At 73.5% G+C, this 25376-nt stretch carries 22 protein-coding genes and 1 pseudogene; 13 read left to right on the plus strand and 10 right to left on the minus strand.

Annotation, left to right across the window (positions count from 1 at the left end; all coding sequences use genetic code 11):
- Window positions 1-9 precede the first annotated feature (9 nt).
- The gene (locus ABZ861_RS16300; protein ID WP_361630118.1) at window positions 10-1179 is read right to left on the minus strand and encodes a fused response regulator/phosphatase; all 1170 of its coding nucleotides are present in this window, start codon (window positions 1177-1179) and stop codon (window positions 10-12) included.
- An 868-nt stretch (window positions 1180-2047) separates the two neighbouring features.
- Window positions 2048-3598, minus strand: coding sequence for a sulfatase (locus ABZ861_RS16305; protein ID WP_361630121.1), 1551 nt, complete (start codon window positions 3596-3598; stop codon window positions 2048-2050).
- Between the two features lie 208 nt (window positions 3599-3806).
- On the opposite strand from ABZ861_RS16305, the gene ABZ861_RS16310 reads away from it, so the two are divergent.
- Window positions 3807-5594, plus strand: coding sequence for a GAF domain-containing SpoIIE family protein phosphatase (locus ABZ861_RS16310; RefSeq protein ID WP_361630124.1), 1788 nt, complete (start codon window positions 3807-3809; stop codon window positions 5592-5594).
- On the plus strand, window positions 5591-6064 hold the full coding sequence (locus ABZ861_RS16315; protein WP_361630127.1) for a response regulator: 474 nt from the start codon (window positions 5591-5593) through the stop codon (window positions 6062-6064). Before ABZ861_RS16310 ends, ABZ861_RS16315 begins: the two co-directional genes overlap by 4 nt.
- Here the strand turns inward: ABZ861_RS16315 and ABZ861_RS16320 are convergent.
- Together ABZ861_RS16320 and ABZ861_RS16325 are read right to left on the minus strand one after the other, a co-directional pair.
- On the minus strand, window positions 6019-8337 hold the full coding sequence (locus ABZ861_RS16320; RefSeq protein ID WP_361630130.1) for an ATP-binding protein: 2319 nt from the start codon (window positions 8335-8337) through the stop codon (window positions 6019-6021). The genes ABZ861_RS16315 and ABZ861_RS16320 overlap by 46 nt on opposite strands.
- Window positions 8338-8526: 189 nt before the next feature.
- Window positions 8527-9117, minus strand: a complete 591-nt coding sequence (locus ABZ861_RS16325; protein WP_361630133.1) for a TspO/MBR family protein — start codon at window positions 9115-9117, stop codon at window positions 8527-8529.
- 296 nt (window positions 9118-9413) lie between these two features.
- Here ABZ861_RS16325 and ABZ861_RS16330 point away from each other — a divergent pair, with 296 nt between their 5' ends.
- The 4 genes and pseudogenes from ABZ861_RS16330 to ABZ861_RS16345 all read left to right on the plus strand — a co-directional run bounded on the left by ABZ861_RS16330 (window position 9414) and on the right by ABZ861_RS16345 (window position 12757).
- The gene (locus tag ABZ861_RS16330) at window positions 9414-10115 is read left to right on the plus strand and encodes a DUF899 family protein (protein WP_361630136.1); all 702 of its coding nucleotides are present in this window, start codon (window positions 9414-9416) and stop codon (window positions 10113-10115) included.
- A pseudogene (locus ABZ861_RS16335) lies at window positions 10106-10405 on the plus strand (helix-turn-helix transcriptional regulator); the annotation flags it as partial. The gene ABZ861_RS16330 and the pseudogene ABZ861_RS16335, both read left to right, overlap by 10 nt.
- 239 nt (window positions 10406-10644) lie before the next feature.
- The gene (locus ABZ861_RS16340; protein ID WP_361630139.1) at window positions 10645-11454 is read left to right on the plus strand and encodes a hypothetical protein; all 810 of its coding nucleotides are present in this window, start codon (window positions 10645-10647) and stop codon (window positions 11452-11454) included.
- A 517-nt stretch (window positions 11455-11971) separates the two neighbouring features.
- A complete protein-coding gene (locus ABZ861_RS16345) occupies window positions 11972-12757 on the plus strand; it encodes an SDR family oxidoreductase (RefSeq protein WP_361630142.1) in 786 nt (261 codons plus the stop codon).
- Between the two features lie 75 nt (window positions 12758-12832).
- On the opposite strand, the gene ABZ861_RS16350 is transcribed toward ABZ861_RS16345, so the two are convergent.
- From ABZ861_RS16350 to ABZ861_RS16365, 4 genes are read right to left on the minus strand one after another with little or no spacing between them, the layout of a single operon-like run.
- Window positions 12833-14737 carry a glycogen debranching N-terminal domain-containing protein gene (locus ABZ861_RS16350; protein WP_361630145.1) on the minus strand — a complete coding sequence of 635 codons (1905 nt, stop codon included), beginning with the start codon at window positions 14735-14737 and terminating at the stop codon, window positions 12833-12835.
- The gene (locus ABZ861_RS16355) at window positions 14734-16089 is read right to left on the minus strand and encodes a trehalase family glycosidase (protein WP_361630148.1); all 1356 of its coding nucleotides are present in this window, start codon (window positions 16087-16089) and stop codon (window positions 14734-14736) included. The genes ABZ861_RS16350 and ABZ861_RS16355 overlap by 4 nt, the downstream gene beginning before the upstream one ends.
- Window positions 16086-16886, minus strand: coding sequence for a sugar phosphate isomerase/epimerase family protein (locus ABZ861_RS16360; protein WP_361630151.1), 801 nt, complete (start codon window positions 16884-16886; stop codon window positions 16086-16088). The genes ABZ861_RS16355 and ABZ861_RS16360 overlap by 4 nt, the downstream gene beginning before the upstream one ends.
- 19 nt (window positions 16887-16905) lie before the next feature.
- Window positions 16906-17952 carry a zinc-binding alcohol dehydrogenase gene (locus ABZ861_RS16365; RefSeq protein WP_361630154.1) on the minus strand — a complete coding sequence of 349 codons (1047 nt, stop codon included), beginning with the start codon at window positions 17950-17952 and terminating at the stop codon, window positions 16906-16908.
- A 125-nt stretch (window positions 17953-18077) separates the two neighbouring features.
- Between ABZ861_RS16365 and ABZ861_RS16370 the strand changes: the two genes are divergently transcribed.
- The 7 genes from ABZ861_RS16370 to ABZ861_RS16400 all read left to right on the plus strand — a co-directional run bounded on the left by ABZ861_RS16370 (window position 18078) and on the right by ABZ861_RS16400 (window position 24542).
- Window positions 18078-19481 (plus strand): extracellular solute-binding protein, encoded by a 1404-nt coding sequence (locus ABZ861_RS16370; RefSeq protein ID WP_361630157.1) that lies wholly within the window; start codon window positions 18078-18080, stop codon window positions 19479-19481.
- Between the two features lie 28 nt (window positions 19482-19509).
- A complete protein-coding gene (locus ABZ861_RS16375; RefSeq protein ID WP_361630160.1) occupies window positions 19510-20532 on the plus strand; it encodes a sugar ABC transporter permease in 1023 nt (340 codons plus the stop codon).
- Window positions 20532-21398, plus strand: coding sequence for a carbohydrate ABC transporter permease (locus ABZ861_RS16380; RefSeq protein WP_361630443.1), 867 nt, complete (start codon window positions 20532-20534; stop codon window positions 21396-21398). Before ABZ861_RS16375 ends, ABZ861_RS16380 begins: the two co-directional genes overlap by 1 nt.
- Before the next feature lie 16 nt (window positions 21399-21414).
- Window positions 21415-22617, plus strand: a complete 1203-nt coding sequence (locus tag ABZ861_RS16385) for an ROK family protein (protein ID WP_361630163.1) — start codon at window positions 21415-21417, stop codon at window positions 22615-22617.
- A gap of 77 nt (window positions 22618-22694) precedes the next feature.
- On the plus strand, window positions 22695-23591 hold the full coding sequence (locus tag ABZ861_RS16390) for a Gfo/Idh/MocA family oxidoreductase (RefSeq protein ID WP_361630166.1): 897 nt from the start codon (window positions 22695-22697) through the stop codon (window positions 23589-23591).
- 285 nt (window positions 23592-23876) lie between these two features.
- A complete protein-coding gene (locus ABZ861_RS16395) occupies window positions 23877-24140 on the plus strand; it encodes a hypothetical protein (protein WP_361630169.1) in 264 nt (87 codons plus the stop codon).
- Window positions 24141-24155: 15 nt separating this feature from the next.
- The gene (locus tag ABZ861_RS16400; RefSeq protein WP_361630172.1) at window positions 24156-24542 is read left to right on the plus strand and encodes an SRPBCC family protein; all 387 of its coding nucleotides are present in this window, start codon (window positions 24156-24158) and stop codon (window positions 24540-24542) included.
- Between the two features lie 30 nt (window positions 24543-24572).
- Here ABZ861_RS16400 and ABZ861_RS16405 read toward each other — a convergent pair whose 3' ends face one another.
- A complete protein-coding gene (locus tag ABZ861_RS16405; RefSeq protein WP_361630175.1) occupies window positions 24573-25004 on the minus strand; it encodes a response regulator in 432 nt (143 codons plus the stop codon).
- A complete protein-coding gene (locus ABZ861_RS16410; protein ID WP_361630178.1) occupies window positions 25001-25363 on the minus strand; it encodes a hypothetical protein in 363 nt (120 codons plus the stop codon). Before ABZ861_RS16410 ends, ABZ861_RS16405 begins: the two co-directional genes overlap by 4 nt.
- Window positions 25364-25376: the final 13 nt, after the last annotated feature.

The raw sequence follows: 25376 nt of genomic DNA on the forward strand, positions 1-25376 counted from the left end.
TCGCCCGTCTCAGTTCCAGCGCAGGTGGAGCACGGCCACGTCGTCGTCGAGGCCGCCCTGGCTCTCGGCGAGCGACTCGGCGCGCTCGATCAGCCCGTCCACCAACGCCTCGGGGGGCAGCCCGGCCACCTCGTGTGCGAGGCGCAGCAGCCCCTCCTCCCCCAGGCGCTCCTTGCCGCGTCCGACGTACCCCTCGAAGAGCCCGTCGGTGAACAGCACCAGGGAGGCGCCCGCGGGCACCGACAGTTCCCGCACCGGCCAGCACGCTCCGCCGGGTACGACGCCCAGCGCCGGGCCGCCGCCGACCTCGACCCACTCCACGCCGCCGTCCTCGGCGCACACCAGGAAGCCGGGATGGCCGGCGCGGACAATGCGCACGTGGTGGCTGCCCGGTTCGACCGTGAGGCTCGTCAGCGTGGCGAAGACGTGGGCGCCGGCCCGCTCGGCCAGCAGGATCTCCTCGACGCGGCTGATCTGCTCGGCGCCGGTGACGCCGCTGAGCACGAGGGTGCGCCAGGCGATGCGCAGCGCGACGCCGAGGGCGGCCTCGTCGGGGCCGTGCCCGGAGACGTCCCCGATCAGGGCGTGCACGGCGCCGTCCGCGCTCTGCACGATGTCGTAGAAGTCGCCGCCGAGCAGGGCGTGGGCGCGGCCGGGCCGGTAGCGGGTGGTCACGTCCACCGGGGCGCCGTTCAGCAGCGGGCGGGGCAGCAGGCCGCGCTCCAGCCGGGCGTTCTCCTGGGCCTGCATCTGGCTGGCCTGAAGGGCCACCGCGGCCTGCTCGGCCTGCTTGCGCTGGATCGCGTAGCGCACGGCCCGTCCGAACAGCTCCGGCTCGACGCGGCCCTTGACGAGGTAGTCCTGCGCGCCGGCGGCGACCGCCGCGAGGCCGGTCGCCTCCTCCGCGAGGCCGGTGAGCACGACGACCGCGACCTGGTCGGTGTAGTCCAGGATGCGGGAGACGGCTTCCAGTCCCCGGGCGTCGGGCAGGTTGAGGTCCAGCAGCACGCAGTCCGGGGCTTCGGTCGCGAGCACCTCGCGGGCCTCGGTCATCGACGGGACCCAGCTCAGGCGCATCTTCAGCGTGGTGTCGGCGACCAGTTCCTCGACCAGCAGGGCGTCGCCCGGGTCGTCCTCGACCAGCAGGACCGACGGCTCCCACCACTGCGGGGCCGCCACGCTTCCAGCCTCAGCGGGCGAGGGCACGTCGGCCGTCCCTGGCTGTGACGCCCAACCCATAATCCCGCCTTCCCCGCCCCTGACCCCGTGCACCTGGAGGCCGCCGGACGGCGACCGCCTCGAATCTACCTGCGATCCCGGCATTATCCGCGATCGATGTCCCGCGAACGCCCACAGGGTGTTCACATCGTTAGCCACGGGTGCGGGCCGCGGGCCCGGACTCGGCGGCCGCCCCGGGCGCGGACGGCGGTACGCCGTTCCCTCTTGGGGGTCGGGCGCTTCGCGCGGGGCGGCACGGTGCGCAGGCGGGTCGCGCCGGAGAGTGAGCGCGGCCCCGTCGGATCCGCCGGGGGCCGGTGGGGACTGCGCCGCGCCTGTCGACGCGGCGGGCTCGCCGACCGGGCTGTTCGGGATTCCCTGGCGCACTGCTCAGTTCCTCCTCGGGACGCAGGACGGGTGTGCACCGCGGGCGGCCGTCGTTCAGGCTGGCCGCCACGCGTGTACCTGCTTCCCAAGCACGAGGTCCGATGGTACAGCCCCCGCCGGTCCGGCTCTGACGCGAGCACGGCGCCCGCACGGCCGTGCCCCGGCCGCGGCGGGCGGCGGCTCTCCCGGCACGTGGTCTGTACCGGGAGAGCCTGAGCCGGGCCGGCCCCCGGGGTAGCCGACCCCGCCTTGTGGTAGGGGTCCCCCGAGCCGCGGCTCTGATGCCCCTCTTCTCTTTCTCTCTTCGCCGGCCCCGCGCGCGCCGCGCGCGAGACGCGGGCTGAGGGCGTGCGGCCCGGGACGCCGCGCCGCCGCACTCCCCGTGGCTGCGGGGGGTGCGACGCGCGACCCGCCTCGCCGTGGAGTGCGGCGAGCGGGCTGTCTAGCCGTGGAGTGCGGAAGCGCTCTCGCAGTTCGCGGAGCCGTGGCAGTGCGCCAGGGCGGAGAGCGTGGCGTGCAGGGACTTCTTCCGGGCGTCGCTCAGCGTGCCGGCCTTGTTCTTCAGCTCGTTGGGGTCGGCGTGCGTGTCGTAGTACTCGCGTTCCCCGTCGGCGTACTCGACCCAGAGGCTGTCGGCGGTCCGGATCGCCTCGTAGGTCGGAGGGTTGCCCGCGGCCTTCGGGGCGGCGTCCGGGTCGCCCGCCTTGGTCTCGGGGTGGTGGTGTTCGATGAGCACCGACTGGCGCCAGTGGTCGGGCGACCGGCCGTGCATCAGGTCGGCGAGGCTGAGGCCGTCCGCCGTGGAGGGCGCCGGGAGTCCCGCCAGCGCCTGGAAGGTGGGGTTGAGGTCCGTGTTCTGGACGAGTTGGGAGACCGTCTTGCCGGCCGGGACGCCCGGTCCGGTGACCATCATGGGGACGCGGACGTCGGTGTCGTAGGCGGTCTGCTTGCCCGGACGCAGGCGGTGCTCGCCCATGTGGAAGCCGTTGTCGGAGCCGAACATCAGGTAGGTGTCGTCCGCGAGGCCCTTCGCCTTCAACTCGTCCTGGATGCGGCCGATCATCGCGTCGACGGCCTGGACGGAGCGGACCCGCTTGGCGAAAGCGGTGTCGATCTGCGTCTTCTCCTTCTGCGTCAGCGGGCTGAGAGCCTTCTGCCACTGGGGAGTCGGGACGGACGGCTTGTCATAGGCGGGAGTCCGCGGGGCCTTGAGGTCGGGGAAGCTGTGGGCGTCCCGCGGCGCCGGCGTGGACGGGGCGTGCGGTGCGAAGGTGGCGACCTCCAGCATGAACGGCTTGCCGTCCTGGGCCGAGGAGTCGACGAACGACCGCGCCTTGCCGGAGACCACGTCGGTCAGATAGTCCTTCGGGTCGTGTCCGTAGTGGACGACCTTGCCGTTCTCGTTGAGGTCGTAGTTGAACTCCGGATAGCCGTTGCCCGCCGTGTCCCACTCGTTCCAGCCCGGCGGGACGTAGGGGTGGTCGGCGCCCTGGGTGTCCTTCGGCTCGTAGCCGTTGAGGTACTTGCCCATGAAGCCGGTGCGGTAGCCGGCCTTCTGGAGGGCCGGCGCGTAGCACTTCTTCTCGTCGCCGTTCTTCATGAAGGCGCCGTAGCCGCCGTCGTCGCCGTTGTTCGTGAACACCCCGGTGTTGTGGGGGTATTCACCGGTGAAGATGGACGAACGCGACGGGCAGCACAGGGAGTCGGTGACGTAGTAGTCGGAGAACGTCGTCCCCTGGTGCTGCATCTGCTGGACGTGCGGCATGTAGCGCACGAGGTTCCAGGAGAGATCGTCGGTCAGCACGTAGATGATGTTGGGCTTGTGGTGCGCGGAACTCGTCGCCGACGAGGAGGCGGACGACGCGGAGGAGACGGAGGCGGTGTTCTCCGTTCCCTTGCCGGGCGAGGAGCACCCGACGAGAAGGGCGGCGGCGGCCGCGACCCCTAGGAGGCCCCGGGCGGTCGCCTTCCGGCCTGGAGGTGATCCGAGCATGGACAACTCAACTCCCGCTGTACGGCGGTTGGATGGGGGAGTGACGGTAGGGACGGTCTTTGTGGAATCTCTGTGCCCGCTTCGCCGTCGTTCAGACGGACCGCCGCAAATCGGCCACCGTCCGTAGTCGTACGGATGTTCTATTTTTTACCTGCCCCGAGGGCCGGACGGACGCGCCCCCGTAGGATGCAGTGATGGAGACGAACACGTGAGCAACCGTGCTCGAACGGCGTCGCGGACGCCGTCGGAGTGGTCGCGTCACCTGCACGAGCTGTGGCTCGCGGCCGCGCTGGTCGACGACGTCACCGCTCTCGCTACGCGCGTGTACTCCGCTCTGGCGCTGGAGCCCGGGACCGTCGCGGTCGTCGGCGCGCGATGGGCGGGGCGCGAGCCGCGCTATCTGCGCCTGCTCACGCCCGACGGCGGCGAGCCCACGACCTGGCACCCCTCGGCGGCCGACTGGCCGGGAGGCACGGCCCCGCCGCCCCTGATCACCACGGTAGGCCAGCCGACGGTGCGCCGGTGCGCTCCCGACGGACCGGAGGCCGTGCAGCCGCTCGCCGCCCCGCTGCTGCGGGAGGCCGGGGCGGTCACCGTGCTGGAGTGCCTCTTCGCCCTCGGCGCCGGGGACGCCATCGGCGTGTGGGTGGGCCTGGACAGCGCGCCGACCGCCGACCAGGAGCGGCGCCTGACCGAGCAGCTCACGCAGGTCGCCGAGATCATCGCGGTCAGCGACAGCCGCATCCTGGAGGGCCGCGTCCACGAGCGGCGGCAGGCGCGGGACGCCTTCCTCGCCGAAGCCTCGCTCCAGATGGACGAGAGCCTGGACGTGGAGGAGACGCTGCGCCGGGTGGCGCGGCTGGCCGTGCCCGCGGTGGCCGAGGGGTGCGCGGTGCACCTGTTCCGGCCGGACGGGGAACTCGAACCGGTCGCCACCACCCATGTCGCCGCCGGCGCGCAGGCGTGGCTCGGCGCGATCGTGCGGGACGACGACTGGCTGACCGCGAAGCTGCGCGGCAGCGCCCGGCAGGTGGGGGGCCGGGTGCTGCGGGACCAGGACCTCGTCGGCGGACCCTTCGGGCCCGACGCCCCGGGCGAGGGGAAGTCGATCCAGGCGCTGAGCATCAGCCCGCTGCGGGCGCGCGGCCGCGTCCTGGGCACGCTCACCTTCCTGTACCACCGGGACGACACCACCCTCTCGGACCTGCCGACGCTGGCCGACCTCGCCGGCCGCGCCGCCCTCGCCATCGACACCGCCACCCTCTACGACCAGCGCCAGCAGCACGTCGAGGTGCTCCAGCGCCACCTTCTGCCCCGCGCCCTGCCGCGGCCCGCCGGAGTCGAGCTGAGCGCCTCCTACGAGGTCGGCGACCCGAGCCTCGACGTCGGCGGCGACTTCTACGACGCGGTCATCGCCGGCGACCGGATCTCCCTGTTCATCGGCGACGTGTGCGGACGCGGAGCGGAGGCGGCGGCCTTCACCGCCCTCGCCCGGTACACCCTGCGCACCCTTCTGGAGGACGGCACGCCGCCGGATCAGGCCCTGGCACGGCTCAACCGGACCCTCATCGGGGAAGGGGCCTCCCGGTTCGTCACCGCCCTGGTCGTGGCCCTCACACCCGCCGCCGACGGCGGCTGGGAGGCCGAGATCGCCGGGGCCGGGCATCCCTGGCCGCTCGTGCGGTACGCCGACGGGGAGGTGGCCGAGACGCCGGCCCGCGGGCTGCTGCTCGGCGTGGTGTCCGACGCCGACTACACGGCCAGCCGGATCCGGCTCGCGGCCGACGACGCGATCGTGCTGTTCACCGACGGCCTGACGGAGGCCAGGTCGGCGGACGGCACCTGCTTCGAGCACTGCCTCCCGGCGGCGGTGCGACGTCTCGGGCCGCTCGACGAGACCTCGGCGGCCCGGCTCGTGGCCGCCGCCTCGGACTTCCGTCGCATGGGCGACGACGACACCGCCGTGCTGATCGCACGGATGAAAGGACGACCGTGAAGCAGGACCACGCGCCGGGCAGGCAACTGGACACCGGTCGCGTTCTGGTGGTGGAGGACTCCCAGGAGGACGCCGAGGCGATCGAGCGCGCGCTCTCCCGCACCCATCCCCACCTGCGCCTGGAGTTCCTCTCCCAGGGCGAGGGCCTGGTGGACCGCCTGCTGGGCGGCGAGGAGGCGCCCGGCATCGTCCTGCTGGACCTCAACATGCCCGGCGTGAGCGGGCACGCGGTGCTGAAGTCGCTGCGCGCCCGGCCGGAGCTGGCCGAGATCACCGTGGTGGTGTTCACGTCCTCCACCGCGCCCGCCGAGGTGGACGCGTGCTACGCCGCCGGGGCGGACAGCTACATCTACAAGCCGCTGAACTTCGAGCTGTTCCGCACCGTCCTCAAGGGCGCCATGGACTACTGGCTGGAGGCCAAGGGTCAGCCGCCGGTTCCGCCCGGCGAGTCGTCGCCGAGGGTGAAGTAGAACGCCGTTCCCTCCCCCGGCACGCCGGCCAGCCACAGCCGGCCGCCGTGGCGTTCGACGATGCGCCTGACCACGGCCAGGCCGACGCCGGTGCCGCCGCCCCGCTCGTGCGGCCCGTGCAGCCGACGGAAGAGGTCGAACACCTCCTCCTGCCGGTCGGGCGGGATCCCGATGCCGTTGTCCCGGACCACGACGGCCGGCGCGGCGGTCTCCGCGCCGGGCGCGACGGCGTCCTCCATCGCGATCTCCACCTTGCGGTCGGGCCGGTCGGCCGCGTACTTGGCGGCGTTGACGAGCAGGTTCACCAGCACTTCGTAGATCCGGTCGGGGTCGGCGCGGACGCGGGGCAGGGCGGCCGGCCGCACCACCCGCACCCCTTCCTCGGCCAGCCGCGGCCCGGCGACCTCCAGCGCGGCGTCCACCACGTCGTCCAGGGCGACGTCCTCGCGCCGCAGCCCAGTCCGGCCCATCCGGGCGTAGTGCAGCAGGGAGTTGAGCAGGTCGTCCATGCGGGCGGCGAGCCGCTGCATAGTCTGGAGCCGGCGCACGCTGGTCGCGTCGAGACCGTCCCCTGCGTCCTCCAGGGTGAACGTGGCGGCGTTCGCGATGCCGCGCAGCGGCTCCTTGAGGTCGTGCGCGGCCACATGGGCGAAGGAGTCGAGGTCCAGGTTGGTCATCCGCAGCTCGTCGTTGAGCAGGCCCAGCGCGTCGGCGTGCCGCAGCACCAGCCCGGTGAGCAGCCGCCGCAGCTCCAGCGCCGCGGCCTCGTCCCGCGCGCTCCACGGCAGGCTGCGGCCCCGGATCATGGACCGGAAGACGGCGCCCGATCCGCGGGGCGTCAGACGCTCGCCGCGGGGGCCGACCAGCACGGGGCGGGCGGGGTCGGCGGCCCACTCCCGGGGCATGGGACGCTCCGCCCGCGCCCAGGCCAGGTAGTCGCCGGGGCCCAGGGACAGCAGCAGCACGCCCGCGGGGCAGGACGCGGTCGCCGACGGCGCGGCGCCGTCGGCGGCGAGGAGTTCCGGCAGCCGGTCCGTGGACCACACTCCGCCGGGCGCCGCGGCCGCGGCGTACCGGCCGAGCAGGTCGGCCAGCTCCTGCGGGGCCGCGACGCCCACGGCGGAGACGCGGCCGCCGCGCACGAGCAGCACGCCGTCGGCCGACACCAGCTCGCGCACCGCTTCGTCGTGGCGCGTCAGCGCCGTGCCGACGTCCTCGGTCAGCATCTCGGCCACCGCCGCCGCGTTGCGGCCCGAGCTCTCCAGGGCGTCGGCCCGCTCCCGCTCCTCGATGGCGGACAGTTGCATGGAGAAGGCCGCGCCGAACAGCTCGCACGCAGAGCGGACCTCCGGCGCCAGCCACGTCGGCCGGGCGCCGTGGCAGGCGATGAGCCCCCACAGGCGTCCCTCACGCATCAGCGACACCGACATCGACGAGCGCACACCGATGTTGCGCAGGTATTCCAGGTGGAACCCGGAGACGGTGCGCAGCGCCGAGCCGGACAGGTCGAGGGGCGCGTCCGTGGCGGGGCGGAGCGGCGGGTGGAGCTGGGCGGTGGGATCGTCGACGTCGCAGATGACGCGGATCCAGTTCTCCTCGTACAGGCGCCGGGCCTGCGGGGGGATGTCGGTGGCCGGGAACCAGAGTCCGAGCCACGGCTCCCATCCGTCCTGGACGTCCTCGGCCACGACCTCGCCGGGTCCGTCGACGCCGTCGAAGCGGTAGGCCACGACCCGGTCGTACCCGGTGAGCCGGCGCACCTCGCCGACCGCGGCGCGGCAGCAGTCGATCACCGTGTCGGCGGACCGCAGCCCGCGCAGCGCCCGGCGGACGCCCTGGTAGAAGCCCGCGAACTGGAAGGCGTCGGCCGCGTCGCGCGGCTCGAACTCCAGCACCACCAGTCCCTCGCGCCGGTGGACGGACAGGTCGAAGTCGCTCAGGCGCCCGGGGGCGCCGGCCGTGACGGGCAGCGTGACGGCCATGGAGTCGCCCTCGGCGGACGCCTCCAGCGCCTCGGCCCAGTCCTCGGCCCCGAGCACACCGGTGACGGGTCGGCCCACCAGGTCCTCGGCGGCGACGCCGAGCAGCGCCTCGGCGTTCTCGGCGGCGGTGTCGACGAGACCGCTCTCCGGCGCCACCGCCAGCAGCGTCCCGTACGACTGGACGCCGCCGAGCCGGTGGATCTGCTCGCGCACGCACAGCGAGAGGTCGAACCCGCCCGCCACCGAGGCCTCCGCGTCACGCGCCCGCGCCGACAACCAGTCTTCCGTCATACGTCGATCATCCTCCACCCTGGATCGGCCGCACCACCGCGGGTCTGGGTACCGGCGGGGAGGCGGTCGGGAGAGGGACGGTCATAGACGGTCATATAGGCGGACGCCCGTCGGATGCCCGCCTCCGGGAGGCGTCGACAAAGCCGCCTAAGTCGACAAATGTACGTGCCGATGTGTCGTCGCGGCCGATCAGCGGTTGCGGCGGGCGATGGAGGCGCTGAGCACGGTGGCGAAGCCGCACCAGCCCGCATACGGGCCGAGCGCCGCGGCGGCCTTCGGATCGCTGCGGGCCACACGGCGGATGAGCGCCAGGTTGCTCGCGTCCAGCAGCAGAGCCCCGCCGACACCGGAGGCCGGGCTGCGCCGGCCGAAGAACAGCCAGGTCCACGCCGCGTTGACGGCCAGGTTCACGCCGAATCCGGCCGCGAGGGCGGCGCGTTCGCGTCCCCGGGAGCGGTTCAGGGCGTGGCCGGCGCTCCACGCGATCGAGGCGTACAGCGGCGTCCACACCACGGGGAAGGCCCAGGTGGGCGGCTGCCAGTCTGGTTTGTTCAGCGTCTTGTACCAGGCGTCGGAGGGGCCGGTCGCGCGTGCTCCCGCCCAGGCCGCCAGCCCCACCGCCGCGCCGGCGGCCGCGTAGGCCCACCGGCCCTCCGACGCGCCCTCGCCGAGGACGGCCTCCTCGGGGGCGCCCTTCTCGGGGGCGCCTTGCCCTAGGGCGCGCTTCGTCTTCCGCCCGCTCCGATACGTCTTCCCGCTCCCGTTCCCGCGTGCATTCATTGCGCTCATGTACCCGCGGGACCGCCATGGAGACTCGGCCGCCTCGGGAAGGCGCGAACACATCCAAGCGGGCGCCGAGCCGCGAGGGCAGACGGACCGGCGGACCGCCTCGGGGCGACCGCGGGCGGCGCCGGGAGCGGGCCCGGCGGGTGGAGGTGCGAGGCGAGCCCGCGCTCGCGCGCGCCCGCATGGCGGCGGGGGCCGGGGGAACCCTCTCCGGCGACCGATGAGTTCCGTGGCCCGACGCGGTCTGTCCCTGCGTCAGCGAAAGCAGCGCACGAACCCTGTGAGGAACCATGACCGCCAACGCACTGCCGCCCGTAGTCGACGCCGCGACCTGGGAGCGCCGGCTTGAGGCGCTGCGCGCCCGGGAGAAGGCGGCGACGCGGGAGCTGGACGCCGTCGCCGCCGAGCGCCGCCGCCTGCCGATGGTGGAGATGCCCGAGTACGTCCTGGAGGGCGAGCACGGCCCCGTCCGGCTGGCGGACGTCTTCGAAGGCAAGAGGCAACTGATCGTCTACAGCCACATGTGGACCGACGGCAAGGAATGGCAGTGTCCGGGCTGCACCGGTTTCACCTCGCAGTTCACCCGCCTGGGCTTCCTGGACGACTACGACGCGCGATTCGTCGTCGTCACCCAGGGCCCGATCGACGAGGCGCTCGCCTACAAGAGGCGGGTCGGCAACCAGATGACCTGGTACTCGACCGCCAAGAGCCCGTTCGGGACGGACGTCGGCGCACCGCCCGACGGGGGGTTCGCGGTCAACGTGTTCCTACGGGACGGCGACTGCGTCTACCGCACCTGGCACACCGACGGCCGGGGCACCGAGCAGCTCAGCCACACCTTCGGGCTGATCGACCTGCTGCCGTACGGGCGTCAGGAGCAGTGGCAGGACTCCCCCGAGGGCTGGCCGCAGTCGCCCACCTACAGCCGGTGGGCGACGTCCCAGGACACCGCCCGGCTCTACGGCGCGGAGGCCGACGGCACGACGGCCTGATCTCCCCCTCGATCACCATCCGCCGCCTGGAGCACCTCGCCCCGCCGCCGCACGGTTCCCGCCCGGCGGCGGCGGGCGCCCGCGCCGCCGCCCGGCTCGCCGAGCCGCTGACCGCACGCGAACTCGACGTCGTCCGCCTGGTGGCCCGCGGCCGCACCGACGACGAGATCGCGGCGGAACTGTATGTGACGCAGGCCACCGTCAAGGCCCACCTCGGCAACGTCCAACGCAGGCTCGCCACCCGCAACCGCGTCGAGATCGCCGCCTGGGCCTGGGAAGTCGGCGTCTGCACCAGCGGCGGACAGCCCGCGGCGGGCCGCCGCCGCTGCCGTGTTTTCTCGTCAACCTCCGTGCCTGCCGCGCGACTTGGCGATGCCTGGCCTGAACGTAGGCCGAGTCCTCTGCGTACTCGGGGACAGGCACGCACTGGCGGGACTCCGGAGACGCCAGACATCGGCAACGATCGGCGTGGGGCCTCTTCGCGAGGAGGCCCTCGTGGCCGGTCGCACGAGTCGGAGGAAGCCGCACGATGGCAAGAAGGCGAGTCAGAGGGCAGTACCGCACGCACCGCATCGTCGGTGCGGGCATCGTGGGAGCCGGCCTGATCGCAGGTTCCCTGGCCGCAGCGGGCGCGTTCGCCGGGGAGAGCGGGGGCGCGGCCACCGCGCACACCGACGCGGCGCAGAGCATCCTGTGCCCCGCCGTCGCGGGGAAGCTGCCCGAGATCCCCGACCGGGCGCAGAGCGAAGTCACCCGGAACCTGGCGCTGCTGGACAAACAGCTAGCCGAGGCCAATCAGCGATTGGCGCGCTCCCAGGGCGAGGGAGGACCCAACTTCGTCCAGAACGCGATTCTGGGACCGCTCGAAGGCAAGCGCAAGGCGACGCTGAACCGGATCGCGACGGCCATCGGCCGTGTCGCCGACAAGCCCCAGGGCCTGGACCAGTTGGCGCCTTGCGCCCTCTCCGGCGCCGGCGCCGCCACCGGTGCGGCCACGGCGTCGGGCGCCCCGTCCGGCGGCCAGTCGTCCGCCGCGGGCGTGCCGACCGTGAACTGCCCGGACGTGGCGGGCAAGCTGCCGAGCGACGTCCCGGCCAAGGCGCAGGCGGAGGTCAGCCGCGAACTCGCCAACCTCACCAAGGAGATCGACGAGGCGAACAGCCGACTGGCGCGCTCCCAGGGAGAGGGCGGTCCGAACTTCATCGACAACGCCATCCTCAACCCCCTGAAGAACAAGCGGAAGGCGGTGATCGACCGCATCGGGATCGACATCAGGCGGGCGGGAGGCCAGGCGCCCGCGGGGCTCGACGCGCTCGCGCAGTGTCAGTTGAACCGCTGACGGTCAGTTGAACCGCTGACGCGGTCCGCGCCGGACTGACGACGGCGCCCACGTCGGGCGGCCTGCGGGGCGACGGCCCTGCAGGCCGCCCGACCGCCGCGCGGTCGCCTCCCCTCGTGACCGCCGTGCGCGGCGTGCGCGGCGTGCGCCCGGGGCCCGTACCGAGAAGGTCCGGGCCCCGCTCCCGTAGCGCGTCCGCCGGGCGGCCGACGGATCGCCCGGCGAGGGCGCCGTCACTCGTCTGCCGCCAGGAGGCGGTTCGAGGGAGTCGTCGACTGAGACGCCCTTGGCGGGCAGGGGACGGCCTACGGGTGCGGTGCGTCAGGAGCGGTCAGGGCCGCTGCGCCGTGTCCGCTCTTCGGGCGGGATGCGGAACTCATCGCGCCATGGCCGGTCCGGCGACAGGTCGTGTACGCGCGCGGGACGTAGGTTGGGCTGACAGGCCGAGGCGCGCTCCCCCGGAGGACGCCTCCTGGCCCGCCGCCACGGAAGCAGGACCGAGCAAGGGGGTCGTTCCATGCCAGCAGCGCACGCCAGGCGTTTCGCCGACAAGGTCGCCGTGATCACCGGCGGCAGCCGCGGCATCGGCGCCGCGGTGGCCGCACGGCTCGCCGCCGAGGGCGCCGCGGTCGTCGTCGGCTACCGCGGCAACCGGGAAGCCGCCGAGAGCGTGGTCTCCGCGCTCACCGCCGACGGCGCCCGCGCCCACGCGGTGCGCGTCGACGTCGCCGAGCCCGACCAGACCGAAGCCCTGATGGAGCAGGCGGTGGACAGGTTCGGGCGGATCGACGTGCTGGCGTCCTGCGCCGGCGTCGAGCACTTCGGCGCCCTGGAGGACATCGCTCCCGCCGACTTCGACCGCGTCTTCGCCGTCAACGCCCGCGGCCAGTTGTTCGCCGCCCAGCACGCCGCCGCCCGGATGCGTCCGGGCGGCAGAATCGTTCTCACGTCCTCGGTCAGCGCCCAGCGGGCCGTCTTCCACCACACCCTCTACGCCGCGTCGAAGGCGGCCGTCGAGTCGATGGCGCTCAACCTGTCCGCCGAACTCGGCGCGCGCGGCATCGCCGTGAACGCGATCGCCCCCGGCGGCACGGACACCGACATGGCCGCCGACGTGGCTTCGCTGTACCAGCATCCGCGGCTGCGGGACACCACCCCGCTGCCCGAGTGGCTGGCCGTGCACGGGGCCCTCGGGCGGCTGGCCCAGCCGGAGGAGATCGCCGCCGGGTACGCCTTCCTCGCCTCCGACGACGCCGCCTACCTCACCGGCCGCACGCTGCCCTTGGATGGGGGCTTCTTCTAACGCTGCGGCCGGACCGTCGCCGTCCGGACCGTCGCCGTCCCGGCCTCGGGCGGGCGCCCGGCGGTCCGGAGCGCGTCAGGTCGTCGCGTTCAGGGCGGTCTTCAGGGCGAGGGGGGTCGCCGCGGCCCACGCCTGGGGCGAGCAGGAGTGGGGGTAGGGCACGGGCCGGGAGGTGGCGGCGCGGTCGTAGCCGGCCAGCACTTCGGGGAGGCGGTAGCCGTGGTGGGCGGCTGCCGCGACCAGGCCCTCGGCGACGGTGCGGGCCTGGTCGGCGAGGCCGTAGCGGGCCAGGCCCAGCGCGATGACCGCGTTGTCGTGCGGCCAGGCGCTGCCGCGGTGGTAGGACAGCGGGTGGTAGGGCCGCTGCCCGGCCGCCAGGGTGCGGATCGCCCAGCCGGAGAAGAAGTCGGGCCGCAGCAGACGGCGGCCCACCCGGTCGGCGTGGTCGTGATCGAGTATCCCGGACCACAGCAGGTGGCCGGCGTCGGAGGCCAGGGCGTCGACTTGGCGGCCGTGGCCGTCGAGGGCGAGCGCGGGGAAGTCGGCGTCCGCCATCCAGAAGTCGTCGTGGAAGCGGGCGCGCAGCGTCGCGGCGGTCTCCCGCAGGCGGTGTGCGTAGGGTTCGTCCCGCCAGACCGAGGCGGCGAGGTCGGCGGTGCGGACCAGGGCGTCGTAGGCGTAGCCCTGGGCTTCCGACACCGCGATGGGGCCCTCCGCCTGGGCGCCGTCGGTGAAGCAGACGGCGCCCGCGGAGTCCTTCCAGTTCTGGTTGACGAGGCCGTCGGGGTCGGGGCGGTAGACGAGGTAGCCGTGCCGTTCGAGGCCGCCGTCGGTCAGCATCCAGTCGACGGCCCGCCGGGCGTGCCGCTCCAGCCGTACGGCGAGCGCCGGGTCGCCGGTGGTCTCGTGGTGGGCGTGCAGGAGCACCAGGAACAGCGGTGTGGCGTCGACGGCGCCGTAGTAGCGGCCGTAGGGGATCTGCCGGAAGTGCGCGAGTTCGCCCTGGCGGGTCTCGTGGACGATGCGGCCGGGCTGCTCGCCGCTGGCGGCGTCGTGGGCGCGGCCCTGGACGGCGGCGAGGGCGCTGAGCGTGGCGGCCGCCGTCTCCGGCCGGTAGGGCAGCAGGAAGTGCGAGGTCAGCAGCGAGTCGCGGCCGAAGAGGGTGAGGAACCAGGGGATGCCCGCGGCGGGGACGCTGACGTCCTCGCCGTCGACGCCGGTGACCGGGATGGTCAGCAGGTCGATGTCGGCCAGGCCCCGCGCGCAGGTGCGGGACAGATCGTCGTCGGCGGCCGTCGCCAGCGGCCGGGCGGCGGGGGCCTTCAGGGGCGCCCCGTGGGGCTCGGCGCGGACGGTGAGGCGGAGGTCGGCCTGCCCGTGCGGGCCGAGGTCCACCTGCCAGCCGAGGGTGCGGGCGGTGGGGCGCTCCGGGTCCTGGGCCGGGTCCAGTGTGGTGGGGGCGGGGCTGCACGCGACGGCGGTGCGGGAGTGCCAGTGGGCGCGGCGGTAGTCGAAGCGCAGTCCGTCGTCGGTGCGGTGGGTCTCGCGCCGGGCGCCGGAGGTGTCGTAGTGCCGGTCGTCGGCGCGCAGCTCGAACAGGTCGGCGAAGTCGGCGTCGGCGGTGATCTCCACGCGGGCGGTGACCGGGTCGGGCCGGTTGCTGACCAGGCGCAGGTGCTCGCTGAAGACGCCGGCGGCGACGCTCTGGCGGCGGAACACGGTGTAGGCGGGCGGGTCGTCGCGGGTGCCCCGCGGGGTCAGGACGCACTCGCAGGCGTCGTCGGCGCCGGTCCGGGCGGGCGTCAGGGCGACGGGTTCGGCGCCGTCCACGGTGAGGCGCCAGCGGCTGAGGTGGCGGGCGTCGCGGGCGAACAGGCCGTCCGGGGCGGCGCCCCGGGTGCCGCTGACGCCTCCGGTGGCGTCGAGCCGGGCGAAGGTGGCGTCCCGGACGAGTTGGACGCGGTCGTCGGCCGAGGTCATGACGTGGGCTCCTCGGGGTCGGCGCACAGCAGGTCGAGGGTGAGGGCGGCGGTCCAGGAGAAGCGCCGGGCGCCTCGGGCGGCGCCGGTGGCCGAGTCGACGTACTCGGCGAAGTCGGACCGTTCGGCCTCCCGCAGGAATCCCCGGCGCAGGCGTGCGGCGTCCTGGTCGCGGCCGTGCGCGCGCAGGGCGCGGTGGATCAGCCAGGCGGTGTTGAACCAGGCGGGGCCGCGCCAGTAGCGCTGGGGGTCGTAGGCGTGGCCGGTCAGGTCGTAGCTGGGCGGCAGGCAGGTGCCGGGGGCCGTGAAGCGCGGGCCGGAGAGCGTCTGGAGCAGGCGGTGCGCGACGTGCCGCGGCAGGCGCGGCTCCAGCAGCGGGATCAGTCCGCTGACGCTGTTCTCCTCGATCAGGGCGTCGGCGGCCAGGTCGCGGGCGCGGAACACGCCGGCCGTCTCGTCCCAGAGCCGGGCCACCAGGCGCCCGGTGAGCGCGTCGGCGCGGGCGGTGTGCCGCGATCCGTCGGCGCCGCTCTCCTCGGCCATGGCGGCCATCGCCCGTTCGCTGGCGATCAGCAGGGCGTTGAAGGCCGGGTCCTCCACGGCGAAGGCGTGCCGGGCGGAGCGGTCGTCGTAACCGGCGTCGCGGTAGTCGGTCGCCAGGCGCACGTAGCGGCCGTAGTCCATGTCGGTGGGCCGGTCGGCGGGCTGGCCGTGGTCGAGGTCCGCGCGCCGGTAGTCGCCGCGCGGGACCGGGTCGACGCGCTGGAGGGGGCGGTCCCAGCAGGGGCTGTTGTCCATCCCGGGCTCCCACGGGTGGACCGCGGCGGCCAGTCCCCCGCCGCCCAGGTCGCGGCGGTCGAGGAGGTAGTCGTGCCAGGCGCCCAGGCGGGGCCGGACGCGGGCGAGGAAGCCGCGCCTGCGCGACTCCTCGCGGTCGGCGCGGTGCACCAGCCAGGCCGCCAGGGCGTGCACGGGGGGCTGGACGACGCCGGAGGTCTCCGGGTCGGCCGGTGCGCCCGCCGCCCGGCCGGCCCGGGAGGAGCGCCAGAAGTCGGGGCTCGGGAAGTAGGCGCCGTCGGGCACGGCGGGGTTGAAGACGATGTGCGGGAGGCGTCCGTCGGCCCACTGCGCGGCCAGCAGCGACTCCAGCTCCTGCTGGGCGCGGCGGGCCGAGAGGTGGCGCAGTCCGACGGCGATGAAGGCGGAGTCCCAGCTCCACTGGTGGGGGTAGAGGGTGCGGGAGGGGACGGTGGAGGCGCCGGTCCAGTTGTCGATGAGGACCCGCGCCGCGGCGCCCCGCAGGGTCAGGGGTGCGGCGTGCTGCGGCGCGGGCCGGTCCAGGGTCGGGTTCACGCGCCGGACCTCTGGAGGAAGGCGGGCACGGAACGGACGGCCTCGGCGGGGTCGCCGGTCAGCCGGCACTCCAGCGCGAGACAGCCGTCGTAGCCGATGGCGTGCAGGGCGCCGAGCCAGGCGGGCCAGTCGAGGTGGCCGGCGCCGGGCTGGAAGCGGTTGGAGTCGGAGACCTGGGCGTGGCCGATGACGTCGGCGTGGGCGAGGATCGCCGCCGCCGGGTCGGCCTCCTCGATGTTCATGTGGTAGCTGTCGACGCCGATCTTGACGGAGTCCAGGCCGACGGCGCGGATCAGGTCGGCGGCCTGCTCCAGCCGGTTGACCATGTGGTCCTCGTACCGGTTGAGCGGCTCCAGGAAGAGCGTGACGCCTTCCCTGCGGGCGTGCTCGCCGAGTTCGGCCAGGCCGGCGAGGAGGACGTCGCGGTCCTCGGCCTCGCTGCGCGGGGGCTCGAAGGGCGGCAGGCGGCGGGAGAACATGCCGTACGAGGCGGGGGTCTGGGCGCCGAGGCCGCCGACTTCGGCGATCACCGTGAGCTGGGACTTCATCTGGGCGAGGGCGTCGCGTCGGCGGTCTTCGTCGAAGGCGCCGAAGAAGTGCAGCATGTCGACGCACACGGTGGGCATGACCACGCCGTCCTTGCGGGCCTGCTTCAGTTCGTCGAGGCGGGAGGCGAAGTGGAAGTCGCCCTTGCCGCGCAGTTCGACGGCGTCGTAGCCGGCCTGCTGGGCGAAGTCCCACTTGTCCTGGAGGCTGGTGCCGGGCAAGAGCTGCTCCTGCGCCGCGGTCTTGAGCATGAGGGGCCTTTCGAAGCGGTCAGAATTCCAGGACGACCTGAAGCGCGTCCGCGGGGCGCTCGTCCAGCAGGACGTAGGCGTCGGCGGCGTCGGCGACCGGGATGAGGTGGCTGACCAGCGAGGTGACGTCGACCTGTCCTTCGGCGACCAGCCGCAGGAAGGTGCGCTGGAGGCGCTCCACGGTCCACCGGTGGGCCAACTGCGGCGGGACGCCGCCGATCTGGGAGCAGACGAGCTGGACGCGGTTGTGGTGGAACTCGTCGCCAAGGCGCAGGCCGATGCCGTCGCCCTGGTAGAACCCGGAGGCGACCACGCGGCCGCCGACCGCGACCGAGCGCAGGGCCTCGTGCAGGGCGGGGTAGGCGCCGCTGATCTCGATGGCGAGGTCGGCGCCGAGGCCGCCGGTGGCCGCCCGGACGCGTTCGGCCACGTCGTCGGTGCGGGCGTTGAGGGTGTGCCGGGCGCCGTAGCGCTCGGCGGTCTTCAGGCGGCCGTCGAGGGCGTCGACGGCGGTGACGCGGGCCCCGTTGAGCTGGGCGAGACGGGTGGTGATCAGGCCGATGACGCCCTGGCCGAACACGGCGACGTCCTCGCCGACGTGGACGTCGCCGGCCAGGACGGCGTTGTAGGCGATGGCGCCGACCCGGGCGAAGGCGCCGGCCAGCGGTTCGAGGCCGGCGGGCAGGGTGTGGCCGATCATCCGCTCGGCCGGGACGACGCCCTCGCTGCGGTGGCCCCAGATGCCCCAGACCAGGTCGCCGGGCTGCGGCAGGCCCGGGGCGCCGGCCGCGTCGGGGGCGACTTCCAGGACTTCGCCGACCTCGGAGTAGCCCCATCCGGCCACCGGGTACTCCATGCCGGCCGCGCCGTCGCGGAACAGCCGCGCCTCGGCGTCCCAGGTGCGGGTCAGATACGGGTTGGTGCCGCGGTAGGCGGTGAGTTCGGTGCCGGCGGAGATGCCCGAGTAGCGGGTGCGGATCCTCAAGTGCCCGGCGGGCAGATCGGCTCGGGGCTGCTCGGCTACCTCCACCTGGCGGGGGCCGGTGAACTGGACGACACGTTCCACGGAGGGCTCCGGAGAGTGTTGGCGGTTTGTTACGTCGACAATAGCTCGCACTTATGTCTTGTCAATAAGCAAAAGTAGTGCTGAGATGCGTGACCAGTAGACGTAAGGCGGAACGAGGACACGCAATGCGCACCAAGAGCCGGCGATACAGCGCTATCGCGGTGGGCGTCACGGCCACTCTGACCCTCGGCGTGCTCGCCGGCTGCTCCGGCAGGACGGGGCCCGGGAAGCCCGACCGGGAGATCACGGTCTGGTCACAGGAGAACCTCCCGGACCGGGTCGCGGCGACGCGGAAGATCGTCGCGAAGTTCGAGCAGAAGACCGGCGTCAAGGTCCACCTCGTCGGGGTCGACGAGGGCCAGATGCCCCAGCTCATCATGTCGGCGGCCGCCGCGGGCACGCTGCCCGACGTCATCGGGGCCGCGCCGATGGGCGAGGTCTGGCAGATGTACAGCAACGGCCTGCTCAACACCCAGATCCCGAAGCAGATCGTCTCCGAGCTGGGGCGCGACACGTTCAACGCCAACGCCCTGGAGCTGACCTCCGACAAGGGCGCGAACCTCGGCGTGCCCTCCGACGCGTGGCTGCAACTGATGGTCTACCGCAAGGACCGCTTCGACCAGAAGCGCCTGCCGGCCCCCGACACGTACGCGAAGGCGCTCACCGCCGCCAAGGCGCTCACCGGGGACGGGCGTTACGGCGTCTCCGCGGCCACCGACCCCAGCGACGTGTTCACCTCGCAGAGCTTCGAGAGCCTGGCCCTGGCCGACGACTGCCAACTCGTCGACGCGCAGCACCACGCCGCCCTCGCGTCGCCGCCGTGCCGGACCGCGTTCAAGACCTACGACGACCTCGCCCGGACCTACGGCGCGCCCGGCGCCCAGACCGTGGACTCCACCCGCGCCACCTACTTCGCGGGGCGCTCCTCGATGCTCGTCTGGTCGTCGTTCCTGCTGGACGAACTCGACGGCCTGCGCAAGGACGCGCTGCCCAGTTGCCCCGAGTGCGCGAACGACCCGCAGTACCTGTCGCGCAACAGCGGGATCGTCACCGCGATGCAGGGCCCCGACGCCGCCGAGAAGGCGCAGTTCGGCGAGATCACCTCCTGGGTGACCACCAAGACCGCCGAGACCGCGGCCTCCCGCCAGTTCATCGAGTACATGATGGGCGCCGGCTACGAGGACTGGTTCGGGATGGCGCCCGAGGGCAAGATCCCGGTCCGCGACGGCACCGCGGCCGAGCCCCGCCGGTACCTCGACGCCTGGCGGCACAGCCAGATCGGCGTCGACACCAAGAAGCCCCTCGACCAGGCCTACCCCGCGAGCCTGCTCGACCGGCTCGCCGACGGAGTCACCCACATCCGGCGCTGGGGCATCACCCAGGGCGACGGCGCCCTGGTCGGCGCCACCAACGGCGAACTGCCGGTGCCCAAGGCCATCGGCGCCATGACCAGCGGACAGACCTCCCCCTCCGAGGCGGCCCGGGAAGCCGACGCCGACGTCGCCGCCCTCCAGAAGTCCCTCCAGTAGCCGCCCCCGCACGCCACGAAGGCCACCCATGACTGCACCTGCCACCGGCGCACCGCAGCGCCGGACCACCGCCGGCTCCGGCGCCGCGCCGCGGCCGCCCGCGCGCGGACGCAAGCCGATGACCGCCGCGCGCCGCGCCAACCGCGCCGGACTCGCGTTCGTCTCCCCCACCTTCGTCGTGGTCCTGGTGGTGGTGATCCTGCCCATCGCGTGGACCGTCCTCCTGGCGTTCCAGCACGCCAAGCTGGTCGACGTCCAGGGCATGGGCCTGTTCGGCCACTGGACCCTGGCCAACTTCACCCAGGTCTTCGCCTCCGCCGGCTTCTGGTCGAGCCTGTCCCACACCGTGCTCTACACCGTCGGCGGCACCCTCGGCTCCGTCGTCCTCGGACTGGTCGCCGCGCTCGCCCTGCGCAGGCCGTTCCGCGGCCGCGGCCTGCTGCGCGCGGCCATGCTGCTGCCGTACGTGGCGCCCGTCGTCGCGGTCGCCTTCGTCTGGGAAGTCGCGCTGAGCCCCCAGTACGGCGTGGTGAACGACTGGGGCCGGCGGCTGTTCGGCTGGCACGACCCCATCGCCTTCCTGACCACGCGCTCCTACCAGGTCGACCTGCTGGGCGTGCACTTCGGCGTCCCGCTGGCGCTGCTGACGGTCATCGCCTTCGAGTGCTGGCGGTACTTCCCCTTCGCGTTCCTGTTCATCCTGGCCCGGCTCCAGGCGGTGCCCGACGGTCTGGAGGAGGCGGCCCTGGTCGACGGCGCCACGCCGGTCCAGCGGTTCCGCCACATCCTGCTGCCGCAGTTGATGCCGGTGATCGCCCTGCTGTGCGTGCTGCGCTTCATCATGACGTTCAACAAGTTCGACGACGTGTACCTGCTGACCGGCGGCGGCGCGGGCACCGACGTCGCGGCGGTGCGGGTCTACGACTTCCTCACCGCCCGCTACGACGTGGGCGCCGCGGCCGCCCAGGCGCTCGTGCTGGCCGTGTCGCTCATGATCCTGCTGGGCTTCTACTTCAAGTTCTTCGCCGCCAAGGTCCAGGAGGAGTCATGATGAGCCGGGCCCAGTTCGAGGAGCGGTTCTTCGGCGTGCTGCGCTGGTTCGTCATCGCCTTCCTCGCCGTGATCACGCTGCTGCCGTTCTACTACATGCTGCTGCTGTCGCTGAAGCCCATCGACGCGCTGCTGCTGGACCCGGGGTCGCTGTGGGTCTCGGCGAAGGACGTCACCCTGTCGACGTACCGGGACGTGCTGCGCTCCGCCGACGACGGCGGCCAGGGCTTCCTCGGGTTCCTGGTGAACTCGGCGCTGGTGTCGCTGGGGACGGTCGTGCTGACGCTGCTGGCGGCGGTGCCCGGCGCGTACGCCGTCAGCCGTCTGAAGTTCTTCGGCCACCGCCAGGTCAGCGCCCTGTTCCTGGCCGTCTACATGTTCCCGGCGACGCTGCTGGCCGTGCCCCTGTTCGTCATCTTCGCCCGGCTGCACCTGGCCTCCAGCCTGGTCGGCCTGGCCATCGTCTACGTCGCCCAGACGGTGCCGGTGTCGATCTACATGCTGCGCAACCACCTGGTGACCATCCCGTACTCCATCGAGGAGGCCGCCGCGCTCGACGGCTGCGGCCGCCTCCAGACCCTGCGCAGGGTGATCCTGCCCCTCGCCCTGCCCGCGCTGATGGCGACCGGCCTGTACGTCTTCATGATCGCCTGGAACGAGTTCCTGTTCGCCCTGCTCTTCCTGGCCGCCGATCCGGGCAAGTGGACGGTGTCCCTGGGGCTGGCCCAGCTCTCCAACGGCGTGGAGGTGCCCAAGACCGTGCTGATGGCCGGGTCGGTGGTCCTGACGATTCCCGTGGTACTTCTGTTCTTCGCCGCCGAGCGCATGCTGACCGAGGGCCTGACCAGCGGCGCCGACAAGAGCTGACACCTTGGGGAACCTGATGCTGACGCCGAACCAGACGTCCGCCGGCGAGCTGCTGCATCTCATCCGCAGCGGACGGGCGAACACCCGCGCGGATCTGCAGCGCGCCACGGGACTGTCCCGCTCGACCGTCGGCCAGCGGCTGGACCTCCTCAACCGCGCCGGGTGGCTGGGGCACAGCACCGGCTCCTCGACCGGCGGACGCCCCTCCCAGCGGATCGAGTTCGACTCGCGGCACGCCTACGTCATCGCCGCGGACCTGGAGACCCGGCACGCCCGCGCCGCGGTGCTCGACCTCGCGGGGAACATCCTCAGCGAGGAGACCGGGCCGATGCCCATCACCGACGGACCGGACACGGTGCTGGACCGGCTGGCCGGCTGGTTCCCCGGCCTGATCGCCGCCGCCGGGATCGACGCCGGGCACGTCTGCGGGATCGGGCTGTCCGTGCCCGGCCCCGTCGAGTGGGAGACCGGCCAGGTCCTCGAACCGCCGATCATGCCGGGCTGGGACCGCTACCCCGTCCGCGAACGCATGCAGACGGCCTACGCCGAGCACGTCGGCCCCAGCTTCGAGGAGGGCCCCGTCCCGGTGTTCGTGGACAACGACGCCAACCTCATGACGCTGGCCGAGCACCGGGCCGGCTACCGCGACTGCACGGGCTTCGTGCTGGTGAAGGTCTCCACCGGGATCGGCGCGGGGATGATGGCCGGCGACGACGTGTACCGCGGCGTCGACGGCGGCGCCGGGGACATCGGTCACATCCGCCTTCAGGAACGGTCCGACGCGCTCTGCATGTGCGGCGCCTACGGCTGCCTCGCCGCCGTGGCCAGCGGCCGGGCCGTCGCCCAGGAGCTGACCGCCCTCGGCACGGACGCTGCCTCGGCCTCCGACGTCAAGCGGCTGCTCGCCGACGGCCACACGGACGCCGTCCGGCTGGCCCGGGAGGCCGGCCGGAGGGTCGGCGAGGTCCTGGTGACCGTGGTCAGCCTGCTCAACCCCGGCGTCCTGATGATCGCGGGCGAGCTGTCCGGGCCGCCGTTCATGACCGGCGTCCGCGAACTGCTCTACCAGCGCGCCTTCCCCCGCGCCACGGCCAACCTCCAGGTCGTCCCCTCGCGCCTGGGCGACCACGCGGGCCTCGTCGGGGCGGCCGCCATGGTCGTGGACCTCCTCTATTCCCCCGACCGGGCCGACGCACGCCTCAGCCGCCTGCCCGCCTGATCTCCGTACCCCGTGACCCCGTGCGCGACGGCTTCGGCCCTCCCGGACCGCGGCGCCCCCGCACAGACAGGAACATCGTGACCGGCACATCCGTCTCCTGGCCGCACCGACCCGTCGAGGTCGGGCTCGTGGGCGCCGGGCCCTGGGCCCGCGCCATGCACGCCCGCATACTCGCCGCGGGACCCGAGACCCGCCTCGCCGCGGTCTGGGCCCGCCGCACCGAGGCCGCCGAGCAGGCCGCCGCGCCCTACGGGGCGCGGGTCGCGGCCTCCTTCGACGACCTCCTGGACCGGTGCGAGGCCGTCGCCTTCGCCGTGCCGCCCGCCGTGCAGGCGGACCTGGCGCCCCTGGCCGCGCAGCGGGGCAAAGCCCTCCTCCTGGAGAAGCCGCTCGGCCCCGACCTGCCGGCCGCGCAGCGGGTCGCCGACGCCGTCCAGGACGCCGGAGTCGTCTCCCAACTGGTCCTGACCAAGCGCTACCACCCGGCCACCGACGCCTTCCTCAAGGCCGCCCGCGACCGCGAGGTCACCGGCGCACGCGCCTGCTACCTCCACGGCGCCTTCCTGGGAGGCGAGTTCGCCACCGGCTGGCGCCTCGAACACGGGGCCCTGCTCGACCTCGGCCCGCACCTGCTGGACCTGCTGGACTCGGCCGTCGGGCCGATCACCGGCATCCGGTGCACCGGCGACCCCCGCCGCTGGGTCGAGCTGAGCTGCGAGCACGAGAACGGCGCCGTCAGTCAGGCCTCGCTCTCCGGGTCCGTCGCGGTGCCCCGCACCCTGACCCGCGTCGAACTCTTCGGCGCCGAGCAGCCGTTGGCTTACGACACGGCGGAGATCGACCACGAGGAGTGCTGGCCGGTCCTGCGCCGGACCTTCGCCGCCGCCGTGCGCGAGAACCGGCCGCCCGAACTGGGCGCGGCCCGCGGGCTGTACCTCCAGCGCCTCATCGATCAGGCCATGCGCTCCGCGTGAGGCGTGACGACCATCGTCATGGCGCTGACGCCCGTCGCCTGACGCCTGACGCCTGACGTCTGACGTCTGACGCCTGACGCCTGACGCCTGACGCCTGACGCCTCGGGAGCGTCCCGGGGCGCGGCGGAGTGGGCGGGCGGCGGTGGCGCCCCGGGGGGGCGCGGCAGGGGTGACTGCCTGGGCCGCGCGTGGGTACGCCGCCGGAAAGGATGCGGCGAGCGCTGTGTGCCGCGATGGTGGAGGGGCTGAACCGCTGCTACTCCGACGCGAGGGTCAGGTGTGCACATGGACAGGTCACAGCTCGTGGAGATGACCGCTCGCCGCGCCGCCGAGCAGCCGGCCGGCCGGCAGGTCGCCGTGGAGGACGTGGACCGGATCCTCGACGCCCTGTTCGGCACGGTGGAGCGTCCCGGGTCGATCGCCGAGGCGCTGCGGGCCCGGGAGACGGTCGCGCTCGGCAGCTTCGGCAGCTTCCGCGCCGACGACGAGGCGGCCGCGTTCCGGCCGGGCAGGGCGCTGGCCGAGTACCTACGGGACGAGGTCGGATGAGCGCCCGCTGACGTCATGGGACGCCTCACGCTCCGCGCGGCCGGTCCGGCACGCCCCGGCACGGTCTGGCGGCGCTATGTGCTGCTGGACCAGTGGGCCTCGTGGTCACCGCAGATCAGGGCCGTGCACGCCGACGGCCGGGTGATCGCTCCGGGACTGAGCGGCACGGTCGAGTCGGTCGCGGGCATCCGCGTCGCCTTCCTCGTCGAGGCCGTCGACCACGACCGGCGGGACTGGACCTGGGAGGTCCGCCTGGGTCCCGTCCGGCTCCGGATGCGCCATGACGTGCTCGCGCACGCGCACGGCAGCAGGACCAGCCTCACCCTGCACGGCCCGGCGCCCGCCCTGGCCGCCTACGCTCCCCTCGCCCGGCTCGCCCTGCGCCGCCTCGTGCGGCCCTGACCCAGGTCCCTCCGCGCCCGCGGGCGGATGTCAGCCGCGCGGGAGGCGGGTGACGGTTTCGAGGTAGAAGGCGTCGATGCTGTGCACGGCGCGCTCGAAGTCCTCGAGGTTGACCGGCTTGGTGACGTAGGCGTTGGCGTGCTTCTGGTAGGCGCCGGCGACGTCGTCGGGGGCCGAGGAGGTGGTGAGGACGACCACCGGGATGGTGCGCAGCTCGTCGTCGTCCTTGATCACGGCGAGCAGTTCGCGGCCGTTCATGCGAGGCATGTTGAGGTCCAGGACGATCAGGTCGGGGCGCGGGTTGGTCCGGTCGCGCAGGTACGCGAGGCCGGCGACGCCGTCGTGGACCTGGGTGAGGTTGCGGGCGCCGCGGGTCAGGAGCGCGTCCTCGATGAGCAGGGCGTCGGCCTCGTCGTCCTCGACGAGCAGCACGTCGTAGGGGCGGGCAGGGGCGATCATCATCGGGTGCTCCCGGGCTGGGGTTCTGTGGTGGCGGACGGGGGGCTGAGCAGGCCCGGCCAGCGGCGGCGCGCGCCCTGCCGGGTCATGTTGGAGGCGCGGCCGATCTCGGGGTAGCCGGCGCCGGCGTCGGCGGCCTGGTGGGCGGCGCGGGCCTCCAACTGGTCCACGGCCTGCCGGAGGTGCGTCAGCAGACGGAGGTGTGCCAGGGCTTCCGCCTGCTCCGAGGTGTGGCCGCCCGTGCCGTCCAGGTGCGCGAACATCTGGGGGACGAGTCGTGCGACGAGGCCGTCGACCTCGCGGGTGGTCAGCTCGGCGATCTCGGCGTCGGTCATCCGCGGGGAGAAATGGATGCCTGGCATGCGCTCACTTTAG

It is taken from the genome of Streptomyces sp. NPDC046985 (assembly GCF_040644415.1).
In the GTDB taxonomy this organism is placed as follows: Bacteria; Actinomycetota; Actinomycetes; order Streptomycetales; family Streptomycetaceae; genus Streptomyces.

Excerpts from the sequence above, each read along its gene's own strand:
- ABZ861_RS16305 (WP_361630121.1), bottom strand. The coding sequence starts at position 3,598 with ATGCTCGGATCACCTCCAGGCCGGAAGGCGACCGCCCGGGGCCTCCTA.
- ABZ861_RS16320 (WP_361630130.1), bottom strand. The coding sequence starts at position 8,337 with ATGACGGAAGACTGGTTGTCGGCGCGGGCGCGTGACGCGGAGGCCTCG.
- ABZ861_RS16325 (WP_361630133.1), bottom strand. The coding sequence starts at position 9,117 with ATGAATGCACGCGGGAACGGGAGCGGGAAGACGTATCGGAGCGGGCGG.
- ABZ861_RS16330 (WP_361630136.1), top strand. The coding sequence starts at position 9,414 with ATGACCGCCAACGCACTGCCGCCCGTAGTCGACGCCGCGACCTGGGAG.
- ABZ861_RS16340 (WP_361630139.1), top strand. The coding sequence starts at position 10,645 with ATGGCAAGAAGGCGAGTCAGAGGGCAGTACCGCACGCACCGCATCGTC.
- ABZ861_RS16345 (WP_361630142.1), top strand. The coding sequence starts at position 11,972 with ATGCCAGCAGCGCACGCCAGGCGTTTCGCCGACAAGGTCGCCGTGATC.
- ABZ861_RS16350 (WP_361630145.1), bottom strand. The coding sequence starts at position 14,737 with ATGACCTCGGCCGACGACCGCGTCCAACTCGTCCGGGACGCCACCTTC.
- ABZ861_RS16360 (WP_361630151.1), bottom strand. The coding sequence starts at position 16,886 with ATGCTCAAGACCGCGGCGCAGGAGCAGCTCTTGCCCGGCACCAGCCTC.
- ABZ861_RS16370 (WP_361630157.1), top strand. The coding sequence starts at position 18,078 with ATGCGCACCAAGAGCCGGCGATACAGCGCTATCGCGGTGGGCGTCACG.
- ABZ861_RS16375 (WP_361630160.1), top strand. The coding sequence starts at position 19,510 with ATGACTGCACCTGCCACCGGCGCACCGCAGCGCCGGACCACCGCCGGC.
- ABZ861_RS16380 (WP_361630443.1), top strand. The coding sequence starts at position 20,532 with ATGAGCCGGGCCCAGTTCGAGGAGCGGTTCTTCGGCGTGCTGCGCTGG.
- ABZ861_RS16385 (WP_361630163.1), top strand. The coding sequence starts at position 21,415 with ATGCTGACGCCGAACCAGACGTCCGCCGGCGAGCTGCTGCATCTCATC.
- ABZ861_RS16395 (WP_361630169.1), top strand. The coding sequence starts at position 23,877 with ATGGACAGGTCACAGCTCGTGGAGATGACCGCTCGCCGCGCCGCCGAG.
- ABZ861_RS16400 (WP_361630172.1), top strand. The coding sequence starts at position 24,156 with ATGGGACGCCTCACGCTCCGCGCGGCCGGTCCGGCACGCCCCGGCACG.
- ABZ861_RS16405 (WP_361630175.1), bottom strand. The coding sequence starts at position 25,004 with ATGATGATCGCCCCTGCCCGCCCCTACGACGTGCTGCTCGTCGAGGAC.
- ABZ861_RS16410 (WP_361630178.1), bottom strand. The coding sequence starts at position 25,363 with ATGCCAGGCATCCATTTCTCCCCGCGGATGACCGACGCCGAGATCGCC.